Source organism: Stenotrophomonas sp. 99219_Sma, assembly GCF_056480785.1.
Window position 1 is genome coordinate 239,800 of the sequence record NZ_CM151117.1, and the last position, 14,861, is coordinate 254,660.

Consider the following 14,861-nt stretch of genomic DNA (forward strand, 5'->3'; position numbering starts at 1 on the left):
TCACCCCATCAGGCAACGACCAGCGTCACGTCGATGTTGCCGCGGGTGGCGTTGGAGTACGGGCACACGATGTGCGCCTTCTGCACCAGATCTTCCACCTGCTCGCGCGGCACGCCCGGCACGTTGATGGTCAGCTCGGCTTCGATGCCGAAACCGGTCGGGATCTGGCCGATGCCGACCTTGCCGGTCACGGTGGTGTCGGCCGGCAGCGCGACCTTGGCCTGGCCGGCCACGAACTTCAGCGCGCCCAGGAAGCAAGCCGAGTAGCCGGCCGCGAACAGCTGTTCCGGGTTGGTGCCCGGGCCGCCGGCGCCGCCCAGCTCGCGCGGGGTCGACAGCTGGATATCCAGCACGTTGTCGGAGGAGACGGAACGGCCTTCACGGCCGCCGGTGGAGGTGGCCTGGGCGGTGTACAGAACCTTTTCGATGGACATCGGGATGCTCCTGGTCGGTGGGTGGGTGTTGCGTTGGAGCCTACTTTGCCCGGTTTCTGCGTACGTTGGGTTGCAATGCGTACGAAAAACTTGATCGATCGTCCTGCTGGCCTAGATCGTCCACTCGCGGTCGGTGGTGAACATGATGGTCAGCCAGCGGTCCGGCGAGGCCTCGCCCAGTGCATCGCCGATCTCGTCGCGCAGCTGGTCCCATTCCACCAGGGGCCGCGGCGGGTCGTTTTCCGGTACCACGAAGAACAGCTCGATCTGCTCGCCACGCCCCACCTGGGCCACGTAGCTGCGGTGCTCGACGAAGCCGTGCTTGGCCACGATCCCGCGTGCCACTGCATCCACATGGGCCTGCAGTTCCGGCGGGGTGACCAGCAGGATGCCGGCCAGCGCCCGGCGCACCGTGCCGAGCGGGGCGATCATCACCAGCACGCAGACGAAGGCGAGGATGGCCGGGTCGATGTACGGCCCGACCCACGCCAGCGACGTGCCCTGCACCAGTACGCCGCCGAGGAAAGCCAGCAGGTAGCAGGCCGACATGCTGGCCGCGATCACCCAGTTCTTCGCGTCCAATGCGATGAACTCCGAGCCGATGCGGCGGTTGGCGCGCAGGATGAACCAGGCCAGCGCGCCTTCGCCCACGATCGACAGCCCGGCGAAGGCAATGGCCGGGCCGAGGGCGATGTGGCGGCCCCCGGACATCAACGCGTCCACCGCATTGACCAGCGCATACAGCGCCGCGCCGATCATCAGCGTGCCGCTCACCCCCAGCACGATCGGCTCCAGGTGCCAGAAGCCCATGGTGAAGCGCTGGTTGAGCCGCGACTGCAGGGCGTCGGTCTGCGTGGACAGCGCGATCAACCGCGCCACCAGCAGCGACAGCCAGGTCATTACCACGTCGATCAGGCCGTAGATGCCGTCGAAGATGATCAGCGAGGAATTGGCCAGCAGGCCGAACACCACTGCGGCGGCGGCCAGCAGCAGCGAGGCGGCGATCGACAGGCGCAGCACGCCCTGTTCGGTGGCGGGGTCGAAGAACTGCGGGCGGTTGGCGGCCATGGTTCAATTGTAGAGCGGAGCCAGGCTCCGCTGCCTTTCGCTGCCTTCGCCGGCCAACCGCGCTACCCCCGTGGGGCCGCTTCCCGTAGACTGCGCCCCTCCCACGTACCGACGCCCGCCTGCAGTGATCACGCCACCCTGACCCTTGCCGCACATCGGCAGCCGGCCCGCCCGGCTCAGGAACCCGTGTCTTTCCACTGCAGCGCCATGCGGCCACGCCCGCCTGTGCGCGGAGCTTTCCCATGCAAACGTCCTACCCCCTGCGCCAGCAATGGCTCGGCAACATCCGTGGCGACCTGCTGTCCGGCATCGTCGTCGCCCTGGCCCTGATTCCCGAAGCCATCGCGTTCTCGCTCATTGCCGGCGTCGACCCCAAGGTTGGCCTGTACGCCGCGTTCTCGATTGCCGTCATCACTGCCATTGCTGGCGGCCGCCCTGGCATGATCTCCGCCGCCACCGGTGCGATGGCGCTGGTGATGGTCGACCTGGTCAAGGACCATGGCCTGCAGTACCTGTTCGCCGCCAGCATCCTGGCCGGCCTGCTGCAGGTGCTGGCCGGCGTGTTCAAGCTCGGCTCGTTGATGCGCTTCGTCTCGCGCTCGGTCATCACCGGCTTCGTCAACGCGCTGGCGATCCTGATCTTCCTGGCGCAGATGCCCGAGCTGATCGGTCGCGGTCCTACGGTCTATGTGCTGTGCGCCGCCGCGCTGGCGATCATCTACCTGTTGCCACGCCTCACCCGCGCCGTGCCATCACCGCTGGTGGCCATTGTGGTGCTGACCGCCGTGGTGATCGGCTTCGGCGTTGACGTACGCAGCGTCGGTGACATGGGCCAGTTGCCTGACAGCCTGCCGCATTTCCTCATTCCCGATGTGCCGCTCACCTGGGAAACGCTGCGCATCCTGCTGCCGGTGTCGGCCACGCTGGCCGTGGTCGGCCTGCTCGAATCGATGATGACCCTGCAGATCGTCGAGGACATCACCGAGACGCCCAGCGAGCGCAACCGCGAATGTGTCGGCCAGGGCGTGGCGAACACGGTGACCGGCTTCCTCGGCGGCATGGCCGGCTGCGCGATGATCGGCCAGTCGGTGATCAACGTGACCTCCGGTGGCCGCGGCCGCCTGTCCTGCCTGGTGGCCGGCGTGTTCCTGCTGGTGCTGGTGGTGTACGGCAGCGATCTGGTGCGGCAGATCCCGATGGCGGCGCTGGTGGCGGTGATGATCATGGTCAGCATCGGCACCTTCAGCTGGCGCTCGCTGCGCGACCTGCGCACGCATCCGCGTAGTTCCTCCGCGGTGATGCTGCTGACCGTGGTGGTCACCGTGGCCACCCATGATCTGGCCAAGGGCGTGCTCAGCGGTGTGCTGCTGTCGGCCCTGTTCTTCGCACGCAAGGTCGGCCGCATGCTGGACGTGCAGCGCGACGATGCCGGTGACACCCAGGTCTACCGCGTGCGTGGGCAGGTGTTCTTTGCCTCGGCAGGGCAGCTGGGTGCGGCGTTCGATTACCAGCACGTGGCGCCGAAGGTACAGATTGATCTGCGCGATGCGCACCTGTGGGATCTGACTGCCGTGGCCGCGCTGGAGCGGGCGCAGGAAAAGCTGGCCGCGCATGGGGCGGAGGTGACGGTGGTGGGGCTCAATGCGGCCAGCCAGACCCTCATTGAACAGGTGGGTGGCAAAGGCGCTGCTGGCAGCGCGCATTGACGCTATCGGCTCTCGTGGAGCAACTGCAACGCCATGGCCGCTGTTGCGGTTGCTGCATCTTCAGCCTGTGAACCCCACCCAAGGTGGAAGAATCGCCGCGATCGTGCTCCGTTGTGATCCTCACGACGGAGTACTTCTGCCGGAATGGATTCGCTCTTCAACAACGCCGCCACGCTGCTGACCTTTCTGCTGCCGGGTTTCCTGTCTGCATGGGTGTTCTATGGGCTGACATCCCATCCCAAGCCGCCGCAGTTCGAACGGACCGTGGAAGCGTTGGTGTTCACCTTCGCGGTCCAGGTGCTGGTCAAGTTCACCGAACTGATGCTCCTGCTGGCGGGTCGCTGCTTTGTGCTGGGGACCTGGACCGAGACCAGCAGCCTGCTATGGGGTTTTGTCCTCGCCGCACTGCTGGGGGCAGGATTGGCCCTCGCTGCGAACAAGGATTCCCTCCACAGGGTTCTCCGTCGTGCAGGCTTCACCACGAGGACATCCCACCCGAGCGAGTGGTACTGCGTGCTGGGTACGCGTCCTGCCTTCGTGGTGCTGCAATTGAAGGATGGCCGTCGATTGACCGGCTACCCCAAGGAGTGGCCGATCAGCCCCGCTGCGGGACAGTTCTACATGCAGATGCCGGCCTGGCTGGTGGATGCGGATCCACCCGATGAAGGTACCGATCCAGCAGCGGATCCCGTGGCCAGCCCCGCCGTGGTCGAGCTTCCGCAGCTCGATGGCATACTGATTCACGCAGTGGATGTGCAGTGGGTCGAGATTCTCCAGGAGACAGACGATGGCTAAGTTGAGGAAGGGTTCCAACCCACCACTGGACCAGTTGGTCGTATCCATGGAGAACGCGAACCCCAAGCTCCCCGAGGGCAGGAGGCGTCCGCCGCCACCGCCCAGCCCGCCCCGGCCGCCAGCCGGAGCCGGGCCCAACCGGCGCTCGCCGCGCGGCTGACCGGGCGCATTCAGCCGCGCGGTGTAAACTATTGATCTCACTGGCAATGCCAGTCTCCACGATCAATGCCCCGATGACGTCCGCCACCGCCCGTTACGCCGATTCCCTGCGCCTGTCCGTTGCCCCGATGATGGACTGGACGGACCGCCACTGCCGCGTGTTCCATCGCGTGCTGGCGCCGGGTGCGCGCCTGTACACGGAGATGGTGCACGCCAACGCGGTCATCCACGGCGATCGCGAGCGCCTGCTCGGCTTCGACCGCAGCGAACAGCCGCTGGCCCTGCAATTGGGTGGCAGTGATCCAGCGCTGCTGGCGCAGGCCGCCCGCATCGCCGCCGAATGGGGTTATGACGAGGTCAACCTCAACTGCGGCTGCCCGTCTGATCGCGTGCAGGCCGGGCGTTTTGGCGCGTGCCTGATGCGCGAGCCGGCGCTGGTGGCCAAGTGCGTCGCGGCGATGGTCGACGCGGTTGATATCCCGGTGACGGTGAAGTGCCGCCTGGGCGTGGACGAGGACAACGACTACGACGTGTTTGCCAGCTTCGTCGACTGCCAGGTTGCCGCCGGTGCGGCGATGGTGGTGGTGCACGCGCGCAACGCGTGGCTGAAGGGCCTGTCGCCGAAGGAGAACCGCGAGGTTCCGCCGCTGAAGTACGACTGGGCCTACCGCCTGAAGCAGGAGCGCCCGGCACTGCCGGTGGTGATCAACGGTGGACTGGCCAGCCTCGAGGCGGTGCAGGCGCAGGCCGCGCACGTCGATGGCGTGATGCTGGGCCGTGCGGCTTACCACGACCCCTACCTGCTGCATCAGCTGGACGCGCTGCACACCGGCGTCCCGCTGCAGGCCCGTGGCGATCTGCTGCGCGCGATGCGCCCCTACATCGAGGCGCGGCTGGGCGAAGGCCTGGCGCTGAAGCACATCACCCGCCACGTGCTCGGCCTGTTCCACGGCCAGCCCGGCGGCCGCGCATTCCGCCAGGTGCTGAGCGAGGGCGCACACCGTCCGGGCGCCGGCTGGAGCCTGATCGAACAGGCCCTGGCGGTCACCGACCGCGAAGCTGATCGCGCCGCAGCGTGACCGCAGTCACATTCCTGACTTGACAAGGGACGGCGATTCGTCCCGAATGTTCACTTAGCTGAACGACTCGGGCGCAGGGCCGGAAAAGTTCAGACCGGATTCACCGCTGTAAACCAAGAATTTGCAAAAGATTTGTAAAACGCTGGGTTTCGAACCCGGCGCCGGATTTACGACTTTTGAACGAATCGCCGTGCTCGGCTAGGATCGCATCGATGTCTTCCGCTCCCTTCCATCGCCGCATTGCCCTGGCCACCTGCGTGGTGCTGGCGGCTGCGCCGCTGTCTTCGGCGCTGGCGCAACAGCCGCCGCGCGGCGACCAGGGGCGGGCGGAGATGATGGAGCGGGGCGAGCGCGGTGGCCGTGGCGACGAGCGTTCGCTGTCCGATGCCGTGCGCCGCGTGCAGCGCACCACCGGCGGCCACATCCTCGGCGCCGAGCGCGTGCCGTTCGACGGTCGTGATATCAACCGGGTGAAGTACATGGACGATCGGGGCCGGGTCCGCTACATGGACGACCCCGCGCCGTCGCGTTCACAGCCGCGCACGCCGCGGTCGGATATGTCATCACTACGCGGCGATAACCCCTGAACAGGGATAGTCGTCGCTATCAACCCGTACCCCACAGGCCTCCGGGCCACACCCAGGACACTAGGGAGAGTTCATGCGTATCCTTCTGGTCGAAGACGAAGCCCCGCTGCGTGAGACCCTGGCAGCCCGGCTCAAGCGCGAAGGCTTTGCCGTCGATGCTGCGCAGGACGGCGAGGAAGGCCTCTACATGGGGCGCGAAGTTCCGTTCGATGTCGGCATCATCGACCTCGGCCTGCCCAAGATGTCGGGCATGGAGCTGATCAAGGCCCTGCGTGACGAAGGCAAGAAATTCCCGGTGCTGATCCTGACCGCGCGTTCGAGCTGGCAGGACAAGGTCGAAGGCCTGAAGCAAGGCGCCGATGATTACCTGGTCAAGCCGTTCCACGTCGAAGAACTGCTGGCCCGTGTCAACGCGCTGCTGCGCCGCGCCGCTGGCTGGAGCAAGCCGACGCTGGAATGCGGCCCGGTCGCCCTGGATCTGGCTGCCCAGACCGTCAGCGTGGCCGGCAGCAATGTCGACCTCACCAGCTACGAGTACAAGGTGCTGGAGTACCTGATGATGCATGCCGGTGAACTGGTCTCCAAGGCCGACCTCACCGAGCACATCTACCAGCAGGACTTCGACCGCGACTCGAACGTGCTGGAGGTCTTCATCGGCCGCTTGCGCAAGAAGCTGGACCCGGATGGCGAGCTGAAGCCGATCGAGACCGTGCGCGGACGCGGCTACCGTTTCGCGATTCCGCGCAACGAGGGCTGAGCCGGCTCACCCTGGCGATACCATGATGTCCGGCCGTCTGTGGTTCTTCCGACGCTGGCGGCCGCGCTCACTGCAGGCGCGCCAGATGCTCGCCGCGTCCGTGGGCCTGGTCGCGTTCCTGGCACTGGCCGGTTACGCGCTCGACGCCGCCTTCGCCGATACGGCGAAGGCGAACCTGCGTGAGCGCCTGAAGAACTACGCCACCGCCTATGCGGCCGGCATCGACTTCACCCGCGACCGCTCGCTGTACATCCGCGAGCAGCCACCGGATTCGCGCTTCGATGTGCCGGGCAGCGGCCTGTACCTGCAGGTGGTGATGCCGCACGGCAAGGGCAATTCGATGTCTGCCGAAGGCCCGATGCTGCCCACCGTCGGCGGTGGCCTGCTGGCGCCGCGCCAGGAAGTGTTCGAAGGCCCGCTGCCGATGATCCAGATCGACGGCAGCCAGGGCTCGGTGTACCGCTATGGCCTGGGCCTGGTGTGGGACGCCGACGCCGATCCCGCCACCGAATTCCCGTACACCATCTACGTGATGGAAGACTCGCGCGCGCTGGGTGCGCAGCTGCGGGTGTTCCGTGGCCGGGTGTGGTTCTACCTGGGTGGCATCGGCTTGATCCTGCTGCTGCTGCAGACCGTCATCCTGCAGTGGAGCCTGCGGCCCCTGCGTCGCGTGATCACCGAGCTGACCAAGGTGCAGCGTGGCGAGACCGCGCGCATGAGCGAGCGCCACCCGCGCGAGCTGGAACCCCTGACCGACAGCATCAACGCCTTCATTGAAAGCGAGCGCGAGAACCTCGAGCGTCAGCGCAATACCCTGGCCGACCTGGCGCACAGCCTGAAGACGCCCATTGCGGTGCTGCGCACGCAGATGGACAGCGGCGCGGGCGATGGTGCGCTGCGCGAGGAGCTGGACGTGCAGCTGCAGCGCATGAACAACCTGGTCTCCTACCAGCTGGCACGTGCTGCGTCGTCGGGCCACAAGCTGTTCTCCGCGCCGCTGCCGATCGAATCCAACGCCGAGGAAATCGTGCGTGGCCTGGAAAAGGTCTATGCCTCGAAGGGCGTGCTGTGCGAATTCGATATCGACCCGGCCGCGCGCTTCCACGGCGAACCGGGCGACCTGCAGGAACTGCTCGGCAACCTGCTGGAAAACGCCTTCAAGTGGGCCAACCGCCGCGTGCTGCTGACCGCGCAGCCGCTGCCGGCACCGAACGCGCGCCGCGCGGGCCTGCTGCTTGCGGTGGACGACGATGGCCCCGGCATCGCCCCGGACGACATCGGCAAGGTGCTGCAGCGTGGCGTGCGTGGCGACGAGCGCGTGCAGGGCCACGGCATCGGTCTGTCGATCGTGCAGGACCTTATCAAGGATTATCGCGGTGAACTGGCTGTGGGCCGCTCCGAGGAACTGGGCGGCGCCCGTTTCGAAGTGCGCCTGCCGCCGGGGCCGTAATCCGCGCGTTCCCGTCCGCCGGGCATCGCCTGGCGCAACCGCGCGTGGCGTTCCGGTGGTAGTGCCGGCCGCTGGCCGGCAACCTCATGATCTTCGGTGGCATTGCCAGGTTGCCGGTCAGCGGCCGGCACTACCGTGTTTCGATCGCCGGCGGCTTGCCATAGAACCGCCGCAGCTGCGCGGCCACCTCCGGCAACGCCTGCTGCAGCAGATCCGGCGCGGAGAAGTGGTACTCGCTGGTCACCGCGAAGAACTCTTCCGGCGCTTCGGCCGCATACGGATCGATCAACGTCTCTTCGCCGGCATCCACCCGCACGCAGAAGGCATCGTAAGCCTGCTGGAACGTGGCCGCCCACTCGCGCTGCCATGCGCGCGGCAGCGGCGGCGTGCCGTCCATCGCACCATCCAGTGCATCCAGCTTGTGCACCATCTCGTGCACCGCCACGCAGTAGCCCTCGTGCGGCGCCGCCAGGTCGGCCTGCACATCGGCCCAGGACAGGATCAACGGACCGCTGTCCCACGATTCGCCAATCAGTTCGTCATCCCACTCGTGCAGCACGCCGGCCGCATCCATGTGGCTGCGGTGCACGCGGAACGCATCCGGGTAGACGATCAGCTGCGACCAGCCTTCCAGTCCTACCTCGCCGAATTCCAGCAGCGGCAGGCAGCACAGCGCGGCCAGCAGCACACCATCGCCGGCCTGCAATTGCAGGTCACCAATCGGGGTAATGGTCTTCTCATGCAGGAAGCGCGTGGTCAGCACACGCAGGCGTGCGCGGCGTTCGTCGTCCAGTCCGTGCAGCCAGGCTGCGCGGCGGCAGGCGTCATCCCAAAGTGCATCGTCGATCGGCCGCGGCGCAGGCCGCAGCCACTGCAGCAACGACTTGATCAGCGGAACATTCCCGGCAGGTAGCTGTGCCACTTCGGCGCGCGGATGCGCGGCAGCATGTCGTCGTCGCTGCCACCGCCACCGGTGGTGGTGCTGGCCGCCGGGCGTACCGGTGCCGCCTTGGTGCTGGCGGCCGATGCGCTGGCGGTGGGCGCGCGCTGCGAGGCGGCATCGCCATTGGAGGACACGCAGGCCCCACGGCTGTCGTCCAGCGCTGCCGTCGCAGACGCCGCGAAGGGCATCAGCAGCAGGATCAGGCAATGGGCATAACGGCGCATTGACGACATCCACGTTAAGGGAGGGTGAGTTCCCGATTCTAGCCCGAACCCGGCGCCCCGTTGGAAGCCCCCGCGAAACCCAGCGTGGCGGGCGTCGCTGGCGGCTTTCCCGCATAATTCCTTCCTGACTTCGTGGAAGCTGCCGTGGACGATCGCCAATTGCTGGCCAAACTCGCTGCCGGTCGCCTGTCCGGCGACGCCCTGGCCCGTGAGCTGGGTCAGACCCGGGCGGCCATTTGGAAGCGTATTCAAGGACTTAGGGCCGCCGGTGTGGACATCGAGGGCCGTGCTGGCGAAGGCTATGGCCTGACCCGCCCGGTCGACCTGCTGGACCCGGACGCGATCCGCGCCGGCCTGCCTGCCGACGTCCAGGCCCTGCTGCACGACCTGCAGGTGGCCTGGACGGTGGACTCGACCAACGCTGAATTGCTGCGTTGCAGCGCGCCCCAGCGCGGGGTCAGCGTCCTGCTGGCCGAACGCCAGACCGGTGGCCGTGGCCGTCGCGGCCGTGCCTGGGCCTCGCCGCTGGCCGCGCATATCTACCTGTCGGTGCTGCGCCTGTACTCCGGTGGCCTCGGCCGCCTGGCCGGGCTGAGCCTGGTGGCCGGTATCGCCGTGGCCGAAGCGCTGCACGACCTGGGCTACACCCAGGCGCAGCTGAAGTGGCCGAATGACCTGATCGTCGATGGCAAGCGCAAGCTGGTCGGCCTGCTCGCAGAAGGTGGTGGCGAATACGCCGGCCCGGCACGCGCGGTGATCGGCATCGGCATCAACACGCACATGCCGCCGTCGTTCGCCGAACAGATCACCCAGCCGTGGGTGGACCTGGATACGCTGGCCGGCAAGCCGGTGGACCGCAACGTGGTTGTCGCCGCGGTGCTGGCACGCCTGCTGCCGGCGCTGGAAGAATTCGATCGCGAAGGACTGGCCCCGTTCCTGCCGCGCTACGCCGCGTTCGACATGCTGGCCGGCCGCGAAGTACGCGTGGAACTGGAAGGGCAGTGGCAGCATGGCACCGCGCTCGGCCTGGCCGATGACGGCGCCTTGCGCGTGCGCATCGATGGCCTGGAACGCCTGCTGCACGCCGGCGAAGTCAGCGTGAGGGCGGCATGAGCGATTGGTTGTTCGACCTGGGCAACTCGCGCTTCAAGTTCGCGCCGTTGCAGGATGACCGTGCCGGTGACGTGCAGGCCTGGGCGCATGGCGCCGAAGGCATGGCCGGGCAGCCGCCACACAGCCTGCCCAGCGGCCGCACCGCGTTCGTGGCCAGCGTGGCCGCACCCTCGCTGACCAGCGCCATGCTGGATCAGCTGCAGCGCCGCTTCGAACACGTGCATGTGGTGCGCACCAGCGCCGAGTGCGCCGGTGTACGCATCGCCTACGCCAAGCCGGAAAAGTTCGGCGTCGACCGCTTCCTGGCCCTGCTGGCTGCGGCCAAGGCGCAGCGCCCGGTGCTGGTGGTCGGCGTGGGCACCGCACTGACGATTGATCTGCTCGACGCCAATGGCCAGCATCACGGCGGGCGCATTTCCGCATCGCCCACCACCATGCGCGAAGCGCTGCACGCGCGTGCCGTGCAGCTGCCGGCCACCGGGGGTGACTACAGCGAGTTCGCCAACGACACTGCCGATGCGCTGGCCTCCGGCTGCGATGGCGCTGCCGTGGCGCTGATCGAGCGCAGCGCGCAGCAGGCGCTTGCACTGCTGGGCGTGGCACCGTCGCTGCTGGTGCACGGTGGCGGCGCACCGGCGTTGATGCCGCTGCTGCCCGGCGCCGACTACCACCCGTCGCTGGTGCTGGATGGCCTCGCCCGCTGGGCGGTGCACCAGCCCGCAGGCTAGTATCCGCGCATGCTGACCCGTGCCCTGATCGTCGTACTGGCCATCCTCAATCTTGGCGTCGCCTGCTGGTGGCTGCTGCGCGATGCACCGCAACCGCCCGCGCCGCCGCCGCAACCCGCTGGCGTAGCCGAGCTGCGCTGGGTGCCGGGAGGTGTGGATGCGACTGCCGCTGCCGAAGCCAGTGCTGCCGCCCCGACCGCGCCGTTGATGGAGCGCGAACCGGCGACGAAGACGGCTGTGGCTGCCACGCCTGCACCCGCTACGCCGGCCCAGCCGGAGGTCGCCAAGCCGCAGGTGGCTGAGGCTACGCCGGTTGCTGCCGCTGCCAAGCCGGTAACGCCGCCTGCACCGGCCCCGGCGCCGGAAAAACCCGTAGCCCCGCCCGTGGCTGCCGAGCCGCCGCGCTGCGTCGCGCTGGGCCCGTTCGCCGACCGCGCCGCCGCGAGCAGCGCGCAAGGCAAGGCCGGTACTGTGCTCAGCCAGGTGCGCCTGCGCGAACAGCCCGCTGCCAGCGGCAGCGCCCGTTTCCGGGTGATGCTGCCGGCTGCCGCCAACCGCGACGAAGCCCAGGCCACCGTAAAGCGCATCGTCGCCGCCGGTCTGAGCGACTACTACATCATCAGCCAGGGCGAGGACATCAACGCCGTGGCGCTGGGCCAGTACCGCAACCGCGAGGGCGCCGAGCGCCGCATGGCGGCGGTGCAGGCCGCAGGCTTCCAGCCGCGCCTGGTGGCCAGCGGCGACGCCGGCCAGTGGTGGCTGGAAGGGCAGCTGGCGGCGGGCGCGCAGCCGGCCCAGGCCCAGCAGCGCAGCGGGGCGGCACAGAGCCGGTCGCTGGAATGCACGCGGTTGCGCTAGAATCCCCAGACCGCGGCGCTGCCGCCGGTGTACCACCCATGCCGCTTTAGCTCAGTTGGTAGAGCAACTGTCTTGTAAACAGTAGGTCATCCGTTCGATTCGGATAAGCGGCACCATCTTCGATCCCTTGGCATCCGCACATGTCCACGGGGAACAATCAACCCGCTGAAATGGCGGGTTTTTTTGTGATTTTTTGTCCCCGGTTGTCCATGAGCATCCGCCTGCGTGGGGGGCAATTGGGGCGCACATACGGTAGTTGTAAGCTGAGTTTTATCTGTTGTTGAGCGCTGTTGAGGCAAGGAATGCAAAAAGATTGAAGTGCTCTGTCTCACTCCATTCTTCCGACTCGTGGTCCCATAAAAATACTTCAGAGGAGCATTTTTCTTCTGTCGACCGAAATCCGTAGTAATCGCCTGATCCGTTTTCAGAAAATATTATGTAGTTCTTTCGAATGGCTTGATTTGTTAGATTTTTCTTTTCCAATGGAAAGGCGCTACTAAGGCTAGGCGAGTAAACAATCCCGAAAGCAAAGTACCCGCTGCCATACTTGGTTGTGAACTGTTTGTATTCATCCGGCAATTGTGCGCCGATATTCGCCTCCAGCTGAGAAATTTCTTCTCTGCTGCTGGGTGAATCACTCTCCAATTGAAACCAGATAGGGTTCGTGCGCATTTTATTGGCAACAAGATTAGAGAATTCTTGAAAATTCATTTGTATCCCTCGGTTGTCTTGGATCGGCCTAGCGCCGTTGATCCTGTATCTTGTTCTCGCGCGCGGTAAAGCCAGTGCAGGTTTTTCTTGATTCACCCCCTGTAGGGCTAGGCAAATACAGCTTGCTGTTTAACCCTCCCGCCAGTTTGATCGAATCCGCCGTCTGGTGCCGCCCGGTACTGGCTGCAGTGGCGATGCAGCTCATAACGCAGCGCGCTTTGAGCTTCCCCAGCGGCGCGCTCTGGGTGCTAGTGCGTCGTGGCTGTGCGATAGTCAAGGGAGGTGCAATGTGCCTCGGTGCTCCATCACTGGAGAGGAGAATGCTGGCAAGCCCAGTTCCACCTGCCGTTCCTCGCCAGCGTTCACCCTTGTGCGGTCCGAGTCCAGTGCTCCTTGGAGCTCCAGCGCATACTCGGATCAGGCATCTGACGTCGACTAACGAATGGATGACGATCCAGGTAAGATCGATCTGCCTGATGGTCAGGTCATCAGCCGGAATGGCATCACCTGGCGGTTGACTCTGCGTAACCAAGATAAAGCGAAATGAAGGGGCAGGCTTGAGTCCGAGCAAGCTTCAGTTTAAATCGGCAGCCCTGACACACGTATCGGATTGCCCGTCGGGATTGAGCGATGCCTGTGGCGGCACACTGTTGGCTCGCTTTCTGCCAGAGGCGCTGGCGATCATCGTGCTGATAGCGACAAAGTCCGTCATAGGCAAGGCCGCAATCGCCTCCATCGCGTTCAGTATCTGTCTTTAGGTGCGGGGCAGGGCCAAGGAGCTCTGGTTGCAGCCATAGCGGGCGACTCGGCTCAACGACCAAGCCTGAGCGCCGTTGTGTCCCGGGCTAAGCATCCGGCGCACAGCTCGGCCGCTTCTTCTGCACCAAGGTGCCGCATCAATTTCAAACTTGTTGCATTCCATTGGCGCCCGAGTGGCTCTAGAGTTGCTATTTGCAGCGGGCTTGTCTCAGTGATTCGGGACGTAGACGCAAGAACACGCTACACGGATCCACTCGAGACCCTGCTGCGCAAGCTGCGGTCCTTCGCGGAAGGTGATCCGTGACCGTCACCTTCTTCCATTCTCACCGGACCCGTCCCATTGCCCAAAGGTTCGCGACAAGCCGCGTCTCCATCTGGCGCGCTGGATTGGCTGCCCCGTCTATCGTCGCTGCGCAGCAATGCAGGTCGCGATGATCCCCACCGATCCCGACTGAACGCGCCTAGCACGATTCGGGAACACAGAGACCAAAGATCGCGATGAGCTGCATCGACGACATCGAACGTGAAGTCGACAAGATCGAACTCAATAACGCAAAAGGCCGGCCAGTCATCAGGCTTGGCCTGATTGCCACGCTCTACTTTCGACATGGCTACCACCCTGCGGTAAGAAAGAGGATAGCGGCCTGCTTCAGCGATTTCCATGCGGAGTTCGGTGACGTCCTTCGCGCGATCGTATACCGGCGTCGTGGTCGGTTGACGCCCGGGAAATTGCAGAGCGCGCTGGAGCGATTCAGCGCGGAAGGGGAAGGTCGTGAGCTAAACATCAACAGTGCGAGGTCGGTGCATGAAGCGGAATCGCATTGCCTGCAGGTGCTGACAGAGCGTGAAGTATGTGAGTCCGTCAGCCGCTCATACATCAAAATGACAATGCCTTGGCAGATGCTGAAGAGCCAGGATGATGTTGACCGCTTTCAGGCATGGGTGATGCGACTAGCCGACCGCGTCGATGCTGAGCATGGCTATGCCGGTCTGTCTCCTGTGCTGCCTTACGACTTCGACAGTTGTTCACACCTGGAGTATGCGATCGCGCGGACGTATCCGGGCCTGGAGGCCGATACGCACGCCTATGCAGCTTCGCTCAAGCTGGCCGGCTTCATCAAAGGGATCAACTGGCTCACCCTCGTGAGTCGCCCTCTGCTGGAGAGGTTGGGCGGATTGGATCTGGTTCGAACCGATCTTTCGTCGCACGAAGGCATCCAATGCCTGGAGTATGCCGGTGGATTGGCGATCAGGGCGGGTGCGCGGCCCGAGCTTGGCTCAGAGACTGAGCCGCCTGTGAGATATGTAACTGTCAATCGGGTGATGAGGCCATTGCGCTCGCCGGACCAAGACGAACTGCAATCCTACTCTTTCGATGGCGAGGACCGTGACAAGGACCCATCAAGTCGCTGGTACGCAAGGTTTGACCAGAACTGATGCGGGAAGCGCCCACCATTGATTCGGTGGGATAGTTAGTCTCGAGACCTGCG

Annotated in this window: 15 protein-coding genes and 1 tRNA gene; 11 read left to right on the top strand and 5 right to left on the bottom strand. The window is 65.4% G+C overall.

The features are described from left to right. Positions 1-8 precede the first annotated feature (8 nt). Together ACZK13_RS01040 and ACZK13_RS01045 are read right to left on the bottom strand one after the other, a co-directional pair. Positions 9-434 (bottom strand): organic hydroperoxide resistance protein, encoded by a 426-nt coding sequence (locus ACZK13_RS01040; protein ID WP_180838051.1) that lies wholly within the window; start codon positions 432-434, stop codon positions 9-11. Between the two features lie 111 nt (positions 435-545). Continuing rightward, complete coding sequence (locus ACZK13_RS01045) at positions 546-1,502, bottom strand: cation diffusion facilitator family transporter (RefSeq protein WP_032128195.1); 957 nt, start codon at positions 1,500-1,502, stop codon at positions 546-548. 242 nt (positions 1,503-1,744) lie between these two features. On the opposite strand from ACZK13_RS01045, the gene ACZK13_RS01050 reads away from it, so the two are divergent. The 6 genes from ACZK13_RS01050 (at position 1,745) to ACZK13_RS01075 (ending at position 8,035) form a co-directional block, all read left to right on the top strand. Continuing rightward, positions 1,745-3,208 carry a SulP family inorganic anion transporter gene (locus tag ACZK13_RS01050; RefSeq protein WP_125895196.1) on the top strand — a complete coding sequence of 488 codons (1,464 nt, stop codon included), beginning with the start codon at positions 1,745-1,747 and terminating at the stop codon, positions 3,206-3,208. 144 nt (positions 3,209-3,352) lie between these two features. Beyond that, complete coding sequence (locus ACZK13_RS01055; RefSeq protein WP_253143781.1) at positions 3,353-4,003, top strand: DUF6338 family protein; 651 nt, start codon at positions 3,353-3,355, stop codon at positions 4,001-4,003. Between the two features lie 206 nt (positions 4,004-4,209). Continuing rightward, entirely contained in the window at positions 4,210-5,241 is a 1,032-nt protein-coding gene (gene dusA / locus ACZK13_RS01060; protein ID WP_293794165.1) for a tRNA dihydrouridine(20/20a) synthase DusA, read from the top strand. Between the two features lie 212 nt (positions 5,242-5,453). After that, positions 5,454-5,828, top strand: a complete 375-nt coding sequence (locus tag ACZK13_RS01065; RefSeq protein ID WP_005407693.1) for a hypothetical protein — start codon at positions 5,454-5,456, stop codon at positions 5,826-5,828. A gap of 73 nt (positions 5,829-5,901) precedes the next feature. Further along, positions 5,902-6,585 carry a response regulator transcription factor gene (locus ACZK13_RS01070; protein WP_004136763.1) on the top strand — a complete coding sequence of 228 codons (684 nt, stop codon included), beginning with the start codon at positions 5,902-5,904 and terminating at the stop codon, positions 6,583-6,585. A 25-nt stretch (positions 6,586-6,610) separates the two neighbouring features. Further along, positions 6,611-8,035 carry an ATP-binding protein gene (locus tag ACZK13_RS01075; protein WP_032128221.1) on the top strand — a complete coding sequence of 475 codons (1,425 nt, stop codon included), beginning with the start codon at positions 6,611-6,613 and terminating at the stop codon, positions 8,033-8,035. A gap of 130 nt (positions 8,036-8,165) precedes the next feature. On the opposite strand, the gene ACZK13_RS01080 is transcribed toward ACZK13_RS01075, so the two are convergent. Both ACZK13_RS01080 and ACZK13_RS01085 read right to left on the bottom strand, forming a co-directional pair. Next, the gene (locus ACZK13_RS01080) at positions 8,166-8,957 is read right to left on the bottom strand and encodes a M90 family metallopeptidase (RefSeq protein WP_285301397.1); all 792 of its coding nucleotides are present in this window, start codon (positions 8,955-8,957) and stop codon (positions 8,166-8,168) included. Further along, on the bottom strand, positions 8,924-9,202 hold the full coding sequence (locus ACZK13_RS01085; RefSeq protein ID WP_032128189.1) for a hypothetical protein: 279 nt from the start codon (positions 9,200-9,202) through the stop codon (positions 8,924-8,926). The genes ACZK13_RS01080 and ACZK13_RS01085 overlap by 34 nt, the downstream gene beginning before the upstream one ends. A 144-nt stretch (positions 9,203-9,346) precedes the next feature. On the opposite strand from ACZK13_RS01085, the gene birA reads away from it, so the two are divergent. The 4 genes from birA (at position 9,347) to ACZK13_RS01105 (ending at position 12,017) form a co-directional block, all read left to right on the top strand. Further along, positions 9,347-10,315, top strand: a complete 969-nt coding sequence (birA, locus tag ACZK13_RS01090) for a bifunctional biotin--[acetyl-CoA-carboxylase] ligase/biotin operon repressor BirA (RefSeq protein ID WP_478482158.1) — start codon at positions 9,347-9,349, stop codon at positions 10,313-10,315. Then, positions 10,312-11,043 carry a type III pantothenate kinase gene (locus ACZK13_RS01095; protein ID WP_478482159.1) on the top strand — a complete coding sequence of 244 codons (732 nt, stop codon included), beginning with the start codon at positions 10,312-10,314 and terminating at the stop codon, positions 11,041-11,043. The genes birA and ACZK13_RS01095 overlap by 4 nt, the downstream gene beginning before the upstream one ends. Positions 11,044-11,052: 9 nt before the next feature. Then, positions 11,053-11,901, top strand: coding sequence for an SPOR domain-containing protein (locus tag ACZK13_RS01100; RefSeq protein ID WP_478482161.1), 849 nt, complete (start codon positions 11,053-11,055; stop codon positions 11,899-11,901). Positions 11,902-11,941: 40 nt separating this feature from the next. Beyond that, positions 11,942-12,017: transfer RNA gene (locus tag ACZK13_RS01105), tRNA-Thr, on the top strand. A gap of 154 nt (positions 12,018-12,171) precedes the next feature. Here the strand turns inward: ACZK13_RS01105 and ACZK13_RS01110 are convergent. After that, the gene (locus ACZK13_RS01110; RefSeq protein WP_125895926.1) at positions 12,172-12,612 is read right to left on the bottom strand and encodes an SMI1/KNR4 family protein; all 441 of its coding nucleotides are present in this window, start codon (positions 12,610-12,612) and stop codon (positions 12,172-12,174) included. Between the two features lie 1,257 nt (positions 12,613-13,869). Between ACZK13_RS01110 and ACZK13_RS01115 the strand changes: the two genes are divergently transcribed. Beyond that, positions 13,870-14,808, top strand: coding sequence for a type VI immunity family protein (locus ACZK13_RS01115; RefSeq protein WP_049399856.1), 939 nt, complete (start codon positions 13,870-13,872; stop codon positions 14,806-14,808). Positions 14,809-14,861 lie beyond the last annotated feature (53 nt).

Bases quoted from the DNA above. Each gene is read 5' to 3' on its own strand.
- ACZK13_RS01095 (WP_478482159.1), top strand. From the start codon at position 10,312: ATGAGCGATTGGTTGTTCGACCTGGGCAACTCGCGCTTCAAGTTCGCG.
- ACZK13_RS01070 (WP_004136763.1), top strand. From the start codon at position 5,902: ATGCGTATCCTTCTGGTCGAAGACGAAGCCCCGCTGCGTGAGACCCTG.
- ACZK13_RS01075 (WP_032128221.1), top strand. From the start codon at position 6,611: ATGTCCGGCCGTCTGTGGTTCTTCCGACGCTGGCGGCCGCGCTCACTG.
- dusA (WP_293794165.1), top strand. From the start codon at position 4,210: ATGCCAGTCTCCACGATCAATGCCCCGATGACGTCCGCCACCGCCCGT.
- ACZK13_RS01050 (WP_125895196.1), top strand. From the start codon at position 1,745: ATGCAAACGTCCTACCCCCTGCGCCAGCAATGGCTCGGCAACATCCGT.
- ACZK13_RS01040 (WP_180838051.1), bottom strand. From the start codon at position 434: ATGTCCATCGAAAAGGTTCTGTACACCGCCCAGGCCACCTCCACCGGC.
- ACZK13_RS01100 (WP_478482161.1), top strand. From the start codon at position 11,053: ATGCTGACCCGTGCCCTGATCGTCGTACTGGCCATCCTCAATCTTGGC.
- ACZK13_RS01110 (WP_125895926.1), bottom strand. From the start codon at position 12,612: ATGAATTTTCAAGAATTCTCTAATCTTGTTGCCAATAAAATGCGCACG.
- ACZK13_RS01065 (WP_005407693.1), top strand. From the start codon at position 5,454: ATGTCTTCCGCTCCCTTCCATCGCCGCATTGCCCTGGCCACCTGCGTG.
- ACZK13_RS01085 (WP_032128189.1), bottom strand. From the start codon at position 9,202: ATGCGCCGTTATGCCCATTGCCTGATCCTGCTGCTGATGCCCTTCGCG.
- ACZK13_RS01115 (WP_049399856.1), top strand. From the start codon at position 13,870: ATGAGCTGCATCGACGACATCGAACGTGAAGTCGACAAGATCGAACTC.
- ACZK13_RS01045 (WP_032128195.1), bottom strand. From the start codon at position 1,502: ATGGCCGCCAACCGCCCGCAGTTCTTCGACCCCGCCACCGAACAGGGC.
- ACZK13_RS01055 (WP_253143781.1), top strand. From the start codon at position 3,353: ATGGATTCGCTCTTCAACAACGCCGCCACGCTGCTGACCTTTCTGCTG.